Annotated in this window: 12 protein-coding genes; 10 read left to right on the forward strand and 2 right to left on the reverse strand. The window is 60.5% G+C overall.

Going from position 1 to position 12,933, the window contains the following annotated elements; all coding sequences use genetic code 11:
* Nucleotides 1–2: 2 nt before the first annotated feature.
* Nucleotides 3–947, reverse strand: coding sequence for a sulfurtransferase (locus tag SPICUR_RS05275; RefSeq protein WP_237220315.1), 945 nt, complete (start codon nucleotides 945–947; stop codon nucleotides 3–5).
* 170 nt (nucleotides 948–1,117) lie between these two features.
* Between SPICUR_RS05275 and SPICUR_RS05280 the strand changes: the two genes are divergently transcribed.
* Nucleotides 1,118–1,828, forward strand: coding sequence for an SDR family NAD(P)-dependent oxidoreductase (locus tag SPICUR_RS05280; RefSeq protein WP_023366805.1), 711 nt, complete (start codon nucleotides 1,118–1,120; stop codon nucleotides 1,826–1,828).
* Between the two features lie 91 nt (nucleotides 1,829–1,919).
* Nucleotides 1,920–2,357, forward strand: coding sequence for a SufE family protein (locus tag SPICUR_RS05285; RefSeq protein ID WP_023366807.1), 438 nt, complete (start codon nucleotides 1,920–1,922; stop codon nucleotides 2,355–2,357).
* A gap of 16 nt (nucleotides 2,358–2,373) precedes the next feature.
* Here the strand turns inward: SPICUR_RS05285 and SPICUR_RS05290 are convergent, their stop codons facing one another.
* A complete protein-coding gene (locus SPICUR_RS05290; protein WP_023366809.1) occupies nucleotides 2,374–3,135 on the reverse strand; it encodes an SDR family NAD(P)-dependent oxidoreductase in 762 nt (253 codons plus the stop codon).
* 61 nt (nucleotides 3,136–3,196) lie between these two features.
* Here SPICUR_RS05290 and cysG point away from each other — a divergent pair, with 61 nt between their 5' ends.
* The 8 genes from cysG to SPICUR_RS09550 all read left to right on the forward strand — a co-directional run bounded on the left by cysG (nucleotide 3,197) and on the right by SPICUR_RS09550 (nucleotide 12,905).
* Nucleotides 3,197–4,687, forward strand: coding sequence for a siroheme synthase CysG (gene cysG, locus SPICUR_RS05295; protein ID WP_023366812.1), 1,491 nt, complete (start codon nucleotides 3,197–3,199; stop codon nucleotides 4,685–4,687).
* Entirely contained in the window at nucleotides 4,656–5,492 is an 837-nt protein-coding gene (locus tag SPICUR_RS05300; protein WP_041381726.1) for a uroporphyrinogen-III synthase, read from the forward strand. The genes cysG and SPICUR_RS05300 overlap by 32 nt, the downstream gene beginning before the upstream one ends.
* 148 nt (nucleotides 5,493–5,640) lie before the next feature.
* On the forward strand, nucleotides 5,641–7,413 hold the full coding sequence (locus SPICUR_RS05305) for a NirA family protein (RefSeq protein WP_076742138.1): 1,773 nt from the start codon (nucleotides 5,641–5,643) through the stop codon (nucleotides 7,411–7,413).
* A 21-nt stretch (nucleotides 7,414–7,434) separates the two neighbouring features.
* Nucleotides 7,435–9,036, forward strand: coding sequence for a sulfite reductase subunit alpha (locus tag SPICUR_RS05310; RefSeq protein ID WP_023366818.1), 1,602 nt, complete (start codon nucleotides 7,435–7,437; stop codon nucleotides 9,034–9,036).
* A gap of 9 nt (nucleotides 9,037–9,045) precedes the next feature.
* Entirely contained in the window at nucleotides 9,046–9,504 is a 459-nt protein-coding gene (cynS, locus tag SPICUR_RS05315) for a cyanase (RefSeq protein WP_023366820.1), read from the forward strand.
* Between the two features lie 72 nt (nucleotides 9,505–9,576).
* Complete coding sequence (locus SPICUR_RS05320) at nucleotides 9,577–10,395, forward strand: formate/nitrite transporter family protein (RefSeq protein ID WP_023366822.1); 819 nt, start codon at nucleotides 9,577–9,579, stop codon at nucleotides 10,393–10,395.
* 80 nt (nucleotides 10,396–10,475) lie between these two features.
* The gene (locus SPICUR_RS05325) at nucleotides 10,476–12,188 is read left to right on the forward strand and encodes a bifunctional protein-serine/threonine kinase/phosphatase (RefSeq protein ID WP_023366824.1); all 1,713 of its coding nucleotides are present in this window, start codon (nucleotides 10,476–10,478) and stop codon (nucleotides 12,186–12,188) included.
* Between the two features lie 33 nt (nucleotides 12,189–12,221).
* Nucleotides 12,222–12,905, forward strand: a complete 684-nt coding sequence (locus SPICUR_RS09550; protein ID WP_023366826.1) for a histidine phosphatase family protein — start codon at nucleotides 12,222–12,224, stop codon at nucleotides 12,903–12,905.
* Nucleotides 12,906–12,933 lie beyond the last annotated feature (28 nt).

Below are 12,933 nucleotides of genomic sequence, written 5' to 3' on the forward strand. Positions count from 1 at the left end.
CCTCAGCCGCCCAGAAAATCGAGAATACGCGCCAGCCCCTGCTTCGCCACCGCGACCGGCCGGGACTCATCGGCTGTCCACTCGACCATCGAGCCATCGTAGAGGCCCACATTATCGATTCCACGGACCTCCGAAAGGGCGAACCAGGTGGTTGTTGCCCAGTGCCCGGTATTGCAGAAGGAAACCGGACGCTGACCATCGCTGAGCGATAGACCCTCAAGAGCCGTATCAACACGCTCGGAGTCGAATCGCCAGGTTTCGGCATTCGAGAAAAAGCGCTGATGCGGGACGCTCTCCGCGCCTGGAATGGTGCCTGCGACCCGCGCGGCCGGATGCTTTTCATTTCCCTCGTAGTATTCAGACGGGCGAGCGTCGATGAGTTGTACACCCCGCTCCTCGGCATTCTCCACATCAGCCGACGTCGTTATCATTTCAGTCTGGAGATCGGCCTCAAAGTCGTCCGAAACGACCGTCTCTGATCCTTTTGCGACACCGAATTCCGCCTCGAGCCAAGCCTGGTAACCCCCGTTCAGAATCGTCACCTGATCATGACCCAGCGCCTGGAATGTCCAGTAAACGCGCGCCGCGCTGCCGAAATCGGTCGGTCCCGTCCCGGCCGGTACAATCACGACGGTATCGTCATTACCAACGCCGAAGTCACCGATCAGTGACTCCAGGGCATCCACCGGCGGCATCTTGCCGATGATCCCTGATTGCTCGCTCCGCCATGAATGGCGGGGGTAGCCGGCGTCCACCGCGCCCGGGATATGCCCCTCCACGAATGGAGTCGCATCGCCATCATCTATCGGGCTTCGAACATCGAGGATGGCGATGTCGTCGTGCTGCAGGCGGTCCGCGAGCCAGGCGGGATCAATCAGCGCGGGAGTCTCCGCCAGCGCTGGTGTGGCAGTCGTGAAGGTGGCCAGCATGAGAGCTGTGCCAGTCATCCGTCGATCCATGGGATAGCTCCATCCAAATCCATAAAGACGAGTATTCAAATAGCTTTATTAATTTTAATCAATGCGTTTTCGATACTTCTTTGTTATATACAAATGCCTCATTGGTCTACTTCATCCGACTGCTACCCTGTCCCCAATCATTCATAAAGAGATACCTCATGACCGATTCGAGCCCCATCTGCGTCATCAATGGCGTTGGACCCGGCAATGGCACGGCGTTTGCCCGCCGGTTCGCCCGCGCTGGCTATCGCATCGCCCTCATCGCCCGCAGCACGGACTTTTCCGCGCGCCTCGCTCACGAGCTCGGCGATCAGGGCCACGCCTATACCTGCGATCTCGCCGATCCCGCGGCGGTCACCGACACGCTTGGGCGTATCCGCACCGAGCTTGGTGCGCCCAGCGTTTTGATGCATAACGCCGGCGCCGGCATTTGGGGCGATTTCGAAGCCCTCGACCTGGCGGATTTCGAACAGTCGTGGCGGATCAACACGCTCGCCCTTGTCGCCGCCGCGCAGGCAGTCGCGCCCGACATGCGGGCGGCGGGGGAAGGCAGTATCGTGGTGACTGGCGCCACCGCGTCGCGTCGAGGGGGTGCCAAGACCGCCGCATTCGCCAGCGCCAAGGGGGCGCAGCGGAATCTCACCGAGTCCCTCGCGAAGCATCTATGGCCCGACGGTATCCATGTCTCGCTGATCATCGTGGATGGCGTGATTGATCTGCCGCGTACACGGGAGCGGCTGCCGGACAAGCCGGATGATTTTTTCCTCGACCCGAATGATATCGCCGAGACGGCCTACTGGCTGACGCAGCAACCGCGTTCCGCGTGGTCCTTCGAGGTCGAGGCGCGCCCGTTCGGCGAGGACTGGTAAGTGATTACCCGGCAGCCGATATCAAACCGACTCAGATCGGAGACGAATCGTTCGTGTTACGGTCGAAAGGGTAGCCACTTGGGAGGTTTCGATGGATTTGCAGCGTCTGGTTGATACTTTCAACTTCCTCGATAGTTGGGAGGACCGCTATCGCCTGCTGATCGATATGGGGCGCGACCTGCCGGCACTACCGGAGGAGGCCCGTATTGAGGCGAATCGGGTCGACGGATGTACGAGCAACGTCTGGCTGGAAACAACGGTGAGTGACGATACACCACCACGTATGTTTTTCAGCGCGGACAGTGATGCGTTCATCGTCAAGGGTCTGGTGGCGATTCTGCTCAAGGCCTACTCAGGCAAGACACCGCAGGAGATACTCGACACCGACATCGAATCGCTCTTCGACGAGCTGGGGCTCTCACAACAGCTGACCGCCAATCGGCGCGATGGCTTCGTCGCGATGGTCAAGCAGGTTCGCAACCGCGCCCAGGCAGTGCGGGCTGACGAGACCGAAGGAGCGCCGGGTTAGAAGCGCGCATGCGTGCTCAGGGCCGCAGGATAGCGCCCGCGAAGTACCTACCCGACATATTGATCAGGGCCTCGGCCATTGCGGCGGCAACGGCCTTGGGCAACCGACAATGGCCACCGGCAAGCGCCTGGTCGAGGTAGTCGACGTGCGGCAGACCGCAACGACGCGCGGCTTTTAGGTGGGCGCGGATACCCGGCGTATCCACCAGGCCTGGCTGGAACAGTGCAACGTCGGGTTCACTCTTCGCCGAGTGGGCGAATTCCATCTTCATCTGCTCGAATAAACGCGCCAGGGCCTTCTTGCTGATGCCGTAACTGCCAGTGCCCGGCTGGGGCCGATCGGCTATTCCGGCACCCACCATGAGCACCCGCGATGGATATGCTGCTCGCAGCAGCGGCAGAAGCCCCTGAGTCAGGGCAAACGGTGCCGTGACATTGACTGCCAGCGCCTGAGCAAGATCATCCGGATCCATATCCTCAAGGCCGGTCGCCGGTTCCCCCACCCCAGCGTTGTGAACCAGATAGCGCAGCCGCGCCCCGATCGGCTCAAGACACTCGCCCAGCTTCCTGATCAGACGCTCGCGATCATCCCGGATGGCGATGTCGCCGGGCAGGATGAAACCCGTCGCGCCCTCCGGCAGTGACGCCCATGTGCGCTCGAGTGCATCGCGGCGCCGACCAATCAGTGCCACCGAGAATCCCCGTTCGGCGAGTTCCCTCGCCAGCGCCGCACCGATGCCCGAGCCTGCCCCGGTGATGACAGCCGTATCAGTCGCCATTCAACCTCCGTACGGCACGAGTTTTGCATCTCCTTGGGTAAATATTCGGCCCGGAGATCCCATGGACCAACTCCCCATTTTCATGAACCTCCAGGGTGAACATTGTCTCGTTGTCGGCGGCAATGCCGTTGCCGCCCGCAAGGCAGAGCTTCTCAAAAAAGCGAACGCAGACGTAACACTGGTCACCCGAGAGCTTGAGGGCGAAGCCTATCGAATGGTTGCTGACGGCTACCTCGAATGGCGTGACGCCACATTCCAGCGCCGCTACCTCGATTGCGTACGCCTGGTGATCGCTACTACGGACGACGAGGACGAAGCACGCCGCGTCTACAACGCCTGCATCGAGCGGGGTATTCCAGTCAACGTAGCGGACGTTCCGACGATGTGCACTTTCATTCTCCCTGGTATCGTCGATCGCAGTCCAATGACCATCGCCGTCTCTACCGGCGCACGCTCGCCCGTTCTGGCGCGCCTGGTCAGGCGGCGGCTGGAATCGCTCATCCCACCCTCGTACGGACGTCTGACCACGCTGCTCGAGAGATTCCGGGAAAAGGCCAAGCGGTGCATCGAGGGCGTCGATAATCGGCAACGCTTCTGGGAGGCCGTTATCGAAGGCCCGATTGGGAACATGGCGATGGCAGGCCGCGAGAAACAGGCCGCTGCCGCGCTCGATGAGCGTCTCGAAAACCGCATCACGGAACCGGATACCGGCGAGGTGTATTTGATTGGTGCCGGTCCAGGCGCCGTCGACCTGCTGACCAACCAGGCACAGCGTCTCTTGAGCGCCGCGGATATTGTCGTCTATGACCGTCTCGTCTCACCGGCGATCGTCGATCTTGCCCGCCGCGAGGCTGAGCGCATCTATGTGGGCAAAACCGCCGGGCAACATGCACTGGACCAGCAGGCAATCAGTCAGTTGCTGGTCGACAAGGCACGGCAGGGGTGCCGGGTGGCCCGCTTGAAAGGCGGCGATCCGTTCATTTTCGGCCGTGGCGGCGAAGAGCTCGAAGCCATTGTGCAAGCCGATATCGATTTCCAGATCGCTCCGGGCGTGACCGCGGCCAGCGGCTGTGCAAGCTACGCTGGCATTCCACTCACTCATCGCGACCACGCCCATTCGGTCCGATTCATCACTGGCCATCGCCACAACGGGCTGCTGCAACTGCCGTGGTTCGATCTGGCCCGGTGTTCGGACACGTTGGTTTTTTACATGGGCCTTGGAAGCCTGCCCGAAATATGCTCAGGCCTGGTCGATCACGGCCGTGAGCCGACCACTCCTGCCGTTGTGGTCGAGCAGGGCACTACAGCCAACCAGAGAGTCATCCGGGCCACGCTGGCGGATCTTGATCAACAGGTGGCAGACGTCCGCCCTCCTGCCCTATTGATCGTCGGCGAGGTGGCGCGTCTGTCGAGACGCTTCGCCTGGTTCGCGGGCGACCGGGAGCAATCGGCTTTCATGCCCGGTTATTGCATCGACGGCCGAGGCCCGCACGACCCCACGCAGGCGACGATTGGACGGCATGACGATGAAGATTCAGTCACAACCGTTTGAAGGCTATCGGATCGCCATCCTTGAAACACGTCAGGCCACGGAGCTGGCAGGGCTCCTTGAGCGTCGCGGTGCCGTTGTCGAGCGATGCGCGCTGATTGGCATCAAACCAACACCCAATACGGAAACGGTCGATGAATGGCTGAGACGGTTCATCGAAGATCGCAGAATCAACGATCTGGTGATCCTCACTGGAGAAGCCCTTCGCCGACTCCACGACCGCGCGCAGTCAATTGGCGTAGACACCGAGCTGCGCGACCGTCTCGCGGAAGTGAGTCTGCTGACGCGGGGTCCCAAGCCCGGCCGTATCCTTCGTCAATGGGGCCTTTCGGAAACCACCCGTAGCGAGACCCCGACCACCGATGGAGTGATCCGGACTCTCAATGCACGGGGCGTCAGATCAAACGCCGTTGGCATCGCTTTATACGGCACCGAACCCAACCAGCCGCTTCAGGATGCCATTGAAGACCTCGGGGCCGAGCCCGTTCCCGTCTGGCCCTATGTCTACACCGATTACAATGATGAGTACCGCGCAAAGGCCCTCGTCGAGCGCATTATCGCCGGCGAGGTCGATGCCATCATATTCTCAACCAAGCGCCAGGTAGACGTACTGATTCAGATCAGTCAGTTACAGGGCGCGGAGCAATCCCTCCGCAACGCCTTATCCTCAATGGCGGTCGGGGCCATGGGGCCAGTCGTCGAGGACAAGCTCCGTTCCCTCGCGATCCATGTCGATGCCGCGCCTGACGGGCGATATTTCATGCGTCCACTCACTGATGCGCTCGCGCGAGCGATGTCCGATCGTTGAACCAATCTGGAAGTCGTGGTGCAGCAACTGCACCAACGTAGGTCAAAGCGGTCAGCTGACGACGTTTTCAATCGCGACAACATCCGACGTACTAGTTGGCATGAATCATGCCCCTTCCCGGGCAAGGCAACGTAATGGAGCGTCGACAATGAGCGACCAGCCGTTCTTCTCTCAATTGACCGACGAGCAGCGCGAGTACCTCAAAGGCTTTGCCTTTGGAGTCGATGCTCGCCGCGAAAAGGCGGGAATGGCAAAGCTGTTCGAGTCAGACGCAGACGAGTCCGCCACGCGGGTTCATAACCACCCGGACGCGCTCCAGCTCGACGCGCAGGAACGTACCGAGGCGGCTGGCGAAAAACTCGTCCCCGAAGAGATGGCCAAGCGCGACGCACCGCCACTGGATATGTGGCCCACGATTCGAGCCAATGCCGCTGAGGGTACCGTGCCAAAGGGCACCGAGGTATTCCGCTATAAGTATCACGGACTGTTCTACACGGCGCCGACTCAGGATGCGTTTATGTGCCGCTTGCGGGCGCCTAATGGGCACTTCACCGGCAGGCAGGCGATCGGCATCGCAGACGTCGCCGACGAGCATGCCGGCGGTTATGCCCATGTCACCACCCGCGCCAATCTCCAGATCCGTGAAATCCATCCACACAGCACTGATCAGGTGCTTTTGAAGCTCCAGGATCTGGGCATCATCACGCGGGGTGCCGGTGCCGATAACGTCCGCAACATCACCGGTGATCCGCTCGCCGGGATCGACCCGCAGGCATTCTTCGACACGCGACCGCTATGCCGCGAAATGCACTACCACCTCATCAACACCCGCGCGCTCTACGGGCTGCCGCGAAAATTCAATATCGCCTTCAATGGCGGCGGACTGGTCCGAGGGGTCTCTGACACTAACGACATCGATTTCAGTGCCGTCATCAAGCCGGACGGCGAAGTCGGTTTTCAAGTCAGCATTGGCGGCATTCCCGGACACGATGACTTTGCCCAGGCCACCTCATGGGTCGTGACACCAGGTCAGTGTGTGCCGGTGGCCGATGCGATCCTGCGTGTATACGCCGGCCGCGGCTGCCGCAGCGATCGCAAGAAAGCACGTATGAAGTACGTGCTCGACGAGATGGGCAACGATGCATTCATGGATGCCGTGCTTGATCTGCTGGCGTTCCAACCGGACCAGTTCGCACCGGGCGACCTCAGGACACCCCCGTATCCCAGCGCGGACGCCCATGTCGGTATCCACGCCCAGGATGACGACGCGCACTACTGGATTGGTGTCTGGACACCCTTCGGCTACTGCAGCAGCGACCAGCTGAGAGGGCTAGGTCAGATTGCCGACACCGACGGGGATGGACTGGTCCGGCTGACGGTGTGGCAGAACGCAATGATCGGCGGCATTCCAGGGGAGCGCCTCGAAACCGTCAAAGCAGCACTGGCAGCGCTCGGACTTGAGTATGACGTTTCCACCTTCCGTGCCGGGATGGTGGCCTGCACTGGCAACGTCGGATGCAAGTTCTCCAATACCAACACCAAAAGGGACGCAGGAGCGCTGGCCGACTATCTCGAAAAACACCTGAATCTGGACTATCCGCTCAATATCCATGTGACGGGATGTCCCAACTCCTGCGCGCAGCACAAGGTAGCGGATATCGGATTGCTGGGTACCAAGGTCGAGCCCGAGGACGAGGATGACGAACCGCTCGAGGGCTATCACCTCTATGTCGGCGGCGGCGTGGGTGAGAAACGCGGTCTGGGCGAAAAGATCACCGGCCCACTGACCACCGACAGTGTCATTCCACTGATTGCCGAAGTGCTGAATGTCTATCACGACAACCGACTCGGCCCTCAGGAGTCTTTCCGCGACTTTGTCGGCCGCAGCGGCACGGCGGTTTTCACAACGGCAATTGAATAAACGCTGGAGAGGAACGCTCGAATGCAAGCACCCAAACTTCCAGACAATGCCCCCTTCGACCCCGCCTACAGAGCCTGGCTCAACGGCTATCTCGCCGGTCTGGTGTCAACGGGTGAAGGCCTTGAGCTGGATATCGATGGATCGGCTGAGCCTGTCGCCACTCAGCCGTCTCCGTCCACGCAGGACGGGGTTGGCAGTGGCGAGGACATCGATCTGGATGAAGCTGCCTGGCATGACATGAGCCTGCCGTTGGATGACCGGATGGGCCTGGTCGCCGAAGATGCCCCACTGCACCACCACCTGATGGCGGCAATGGCACAACAGGACTGCGGCCAGTGCGGCTACGACTGCAAAGGTTACTCGGCTGCGCTCTCCTCTGGCGAAGAGACCGACCCCGGCCTGTGCGTCCCTGGCAGCGCCAAGACCCGCAAGAAGGTCAAAGCACTGCTTGAGACCAGCGCCACGGTCAATTCCGCCACTGCACCCCCAGCGGCAGAAATGCCAGTCATGGGGTATGCAAAGAATCACCCCTACATGGCACGTCTGAAATCGGTTCATCAACTGAATGGACAAGATTCGCCCAAGGAGACCGTCCACGCGGTCATCGACCTCAAGGGCAGTGGCCTCGAGTACAGCCCCGGTGACTCTTTGGGTGTCTACCCGAGAAACAGCCCCGGCCTGGTGACCGGGATCCTCTCGGCGCTCAATCTGGACGCCCAGGCATCGATTGCGCTCAAGGACGGCACGTACACCGCTCACGAAGCCCTGTCAGTGTTGGTCGATGTGACATGCCCAAGTGACGAGGCACTCGAGTGTCTCGCACAGTCGGCCACCCGTCCGGCAGACCGGGAGGCGCTCGAGGCCATCGCCGAAGAGTCCCTGGATGATTCTCCGCTGGATCTCTATGACATCCTCAGTCGCTATCCAAGCGCGCGACCGGACGCCGCCGAGATTTTGCATCGGCTTAATCCGCTGCGGCCACGCCTGTATTCGATTTCATCCGCCTATCGGCAGAATCGCGACGAGGTCCATCTAACCGTTGCCGCCGTCCGCTATGAAGCGGAGGGACGGCAGCGTGAAGGTGTCGCATCGACGTTCATCAGTGATCGCGCCACCGGCAAACCATTGCCTATATATTTTCAGAAGGCGCATGACTTCTCCCTGCCCGATGATGACGGGAGACCCATCGTCATGGTTGGTCCGGGAACCGGCATTGCACCGTTCCGCGCTTTTCTACAGGAGAGAGTGCATCGTCAGGCGACAGGCGGGGCGTGGCTATTCTTCGGTAATCCACATGAAAGCACCGACTTCCTTTACCGCGACGAACTTGAAGCCTGCATGGATGAAGGTGTGCTGACCCGACTGACCACCGCCTTTTCCCGGGATGGGGCTGAAAAGGTCTATGTTCAGGACCGTCTCATCGAGCAGGCACACGACCTCTGGCAGTGGCTTGAGGCCGGCGCTCATATCTACGTCTGTGGCGATGCCACACAGATGGCCGCTGCCGTCCACGACGCATTCATTCATATCATTCAAAAGGAGGGCAAATACGAAAAAGCTGACGCATCCGATTATTTGGCTGCGCTCTCAAAAACCGGGCGCTATCAACGCGATATTTACTGAAACCGAAAGATGGAGAAATTGATGACAGCTAAAGACGCCGTACGCGAGGCAATCGTGAGTGCAAAGGCCGACAAAGCGATGAGCTGGGAAGAGATCGCCAACCATGTTGGCTGCTCGCCGGTCTTCCTTACGTCCGCCTGTCTCGGCGAGAACAGCCTGACCGACGATCAGGCCAGTGCGGTCACCTCGCTGCTGGGAATCGACAGTGCCCATATTCCAGCGCTGACCAGCTGTCCGACCAAGGGACAGCGTATCCACGAGCTGGCCAACGACCCACTGGTCTATCGCTTTCAGGAAATCACGGCGGTCTACGGAGAGACGCTCAAGGAACTGATCCACGAGAAAGCCGGCGATGGAATTATGAGCGCAATCGATTTCACCATGGATGTTGAAAAAATCGAAGATCCAAAAGGGGATCGCATTCAGGTAACCATGAACGGAAAGTTTCTGCCCTATCGCCGTTGGTAATCAGCGGAATCACCAGGGCATGCCTGGGCATGCCCTGGAAATCCACACGCACAAAGGACCGGAATAAACACAATGTCCTATTTGCAGCCTAGTGAATTTGTCACGAAATTGGTGGACCAGGGTGAGTCCAAGGTTTACATGAGCGAGCGGGATACCGTTCTCCGGGGTATCATGGCTGGAGCCACCCTTGCGCTGGCAGTCCTTTTCGCGATTTCAATTGCCGTTAACACCGGTAACTTCCTGATCGGCGCATTACTCTTTCCAGTCGGTTTCTCGATGCTCTATCTAATGGGGTATGACCTGCTCACCGGTGTATTCACCATCGTGCCGCTTGCCTGGCTCGACGGGCGGCCCGGCGTGACCATCCCACGCATGCTCAAATGCTGGGGGTTGGTGGGTCTGGGCAACCTGATCGGCTCGCTGTTCATCGCCTTTTTCGCCTATCTCTACCTCTCGCAGGGTTTCTCGACGGAAGTCGGAGAGATTGGCGAGCAGATGATGGCCGTTGGCGAGAGCCGGACCAGCATGTATGCGAACGCCGGTGCCTGGGGCATGCTGCACCTTTTCATGCGCGGTATGTTCTGCAACTGGATGGTTTCGATGGGCGTGGTCGGTGCTTCGATTTCCACAACGGTGCCGGGTAAAATCCTCGGCATGTGGATGCCGATCATCGTGTTTTTCTATCTGGGCTTCGAGCACTCAGTCGTCAATATGTTCCTCTTTCCGCTGGGGCTGATGATGGGGGCGGATTTCACCCTTGGTGATTATCTTATCTGGAACGAAATCCCCACCGTCCTCGGTAACCTCTTCGGTGGACTCCTGCTTGTGGGACTCGTGTTGTACACGACCCATGTCCGTACGGGGCCCAAGAAGGACTTCTCGAAGGATTGATGTGAACGCCCGACCATTGCGGTCGTCGCGGGGTCCTGGTCCATTGACTGGGACCCCGTCTTTCAAATGCAGGACCCGATATGCCAGCGACCCTCCACGTCGAGATCGGGCAATGGAGCACGGCCGGCTCAAAGCCGATCAACCAGGATGCCTGTGCCGTCAAAGTCCCCTCGGGACGGGAACTCGAGACCAAAGGCGTCATTGCCGCCATTGCCGATGGCATCGGTTCAAGCGATGTGAGCGATGTCGCGAGTCAGACAGCCGTCCAGAGCGTAGTATCCGATTTTTACTCCACCTCCGCCGCCTGGTCGATCAAAAATGCGCTCAGCCGAGTCGTCAGCGCCACCAATGCATGGCTGCATGCCCGTACGGATAGTAGCTGGGCGCGCTATGACAAGGACCGCGGCTATGTCTGCACGCTGACGAGCCTGGTCATTCGCGGCCACATGGCCTATTGCCTCCATGTGGGCGATACGCGGGCCTACCGCTACAGTGACGGGGGGCTGGAGTGCCTGACTCACGATCATCATGTCTTGGGGGCGGACGGTACCCGGCACCTCGCCCGGGCGATCGGCAGCCATCATGCCGTCGAGCAGGAGTACACCCAGAGCCGCGTTACGCGCGGAGACCGCCTTCTGTTGAGCAGCGACGGTGTCCATGAATACCTTGACGAGGCGACGCTCGTCGCCCATCTCAGTGCCACCACAGACTGTCAGAGCATTGCCCGCCATCTCTGTGACACCGCACGTGCCAATGGCAGCCCGGATGACTTAACCGCCGTTGTGCTGGGCATCATTCAGCTGCCCGAGGAGGCATCAAGCGAGTGGCGCGAGCGCACACAGGCATTGCCTTTACCGCCCGAACTGCGCGCCGGCGAGATGGTGGACGAGTTCCGGATCATCCGCGAGATTCACCGCTCTCACCGCAGCCGTGCTTACCTCGCCCGGCACCGGAGCACAAACGAGCAGGCGATGCTGAAGATCCCCTCGACGGAGCTGGGCGAGGATCCGGCGGCAATAGAGCGGTTCCTCGCGGAGGAGTGGATTGCCGCCCGTGTCACGAGTGCGCATGTGGTCGCGGCCTTTCCCCGGCAGGTCGAGCCAACGTGTCTTTACGCGGCGTTTGAGTACATCAAGGGGGGAAGCCTGCGGCAGTGGATGCGCGATCAGCCTCGGCCCGATCTGCAGTCCGTCCGCGATGTGGTTCGTCAGATCGGCTCTGGCGTGCGCGCACTGCATCGCCAGGAGATGATCCATCAGGATCTGCGGCCTGAAAATGTCATGATCGATCGCGACGGCAGTGCCAAACTGATCGACCTCGGCGCGGTGAAGATGCTTGGGTTGCCGGACGCCGGCACGTCGGAGCCGGTCCTCGGCACCGAACAGTATACAGCCCCGGAGATGTTCCTCGGTGCTGGTCCAAGTGAGCGTACCGATGTCTACTCGCTCGCGGTAGTGACCTACGAGCTCATCACTGGCGAGTTGCCCTACGGCCCGCGTCCCGCTCAGGTCCGGCGCTTCAGCGACCTCCGTCGGCTACGCTACCGTCCTGTTGCGAAGTCGCGTCATGGCTGGCCCGAATGGCTTGATGATGTCCTCGCGCGCGGTAGTCATCCGCTACCGGAAGCGCGCTATAAGGACATCCCGGAATTCATCCATGCGCTCGATCATGGCGAGCCCACCAGTGAGGCAAAAGCCCCCACGCCCATTGCCGAGCGCGACCCGGTCACCTTCTGGCAGACCGTTGCCGCGGTACTGGTCACGATTATCATTCTTCAATGGGCCCTTCTATAATCCCACGGTCATCCGATACGGCCGATGCCCCCTATGCGCCTTCTGCTCATCCGTCATGCCCAGACCATCGCCAATCATCAGGGACGCTGGCAGGGGCATGCCGACTATCCGCTCAGCGTCCGCGGTCAAACTCAGGTGGAATGCCTGGCCGGTGCCATTGCCGAAGAATGCCAACGACAGCCGGAACACTGGCGGGACAGTGTGCTCTACAGCTCGTCGCTGGGACGGGCCGAAGCCACCGCCCGGGGCATCAGCGAGGCACTCGCACTGCGGATTCACAGTCGCGAAGCACTTCGCGAGTACGACGTTGGACTATTCTCCGGCCGGACCCGGGCAGAGATCGAGGCGGCAGATCCAGAGATCGCCGCCCGTTTTCGACGCGATGGCGACTGGGACGCGGTGCCCGATGCCGAGTCATTCGCTGAACGGGCGCGCCGCGCGGACAGCGTGGTTTCGGAGTTGATCACCGATCATCACGACGCGCAGACCATTATCTGCGTGACGCACGGCGGATTCATCCAGTATCTGATCGCCTCACTTCTGGGCACCCGTCGGGTCTGGGGAATGCGGCCGGATAACACGGCGATCTTCGAGTTCAGCTTTACCCGCGCCGCGCAGGCCGAGGACCGAAGCGCGCCCAGCGGGCTCAGCACCTACCGCTGTCGGATCCAACGCTTCAATGACACTGCGCACCTTCAGTCGCTACCGGCGGAGTAACGGCGGGATCCTTGACCCAACCACATAT

Origin of the sequence: Spiribacter curvatus, from assembly GCF_000485905.1 — a bacterium.
Taxonomy (GTDB): Bacteria; Pseudomonadota; Gammaproteobacteria; order Nitrococcales; family Nitrococcaceae; genus Spiribacter; species Spiribacter curvatus.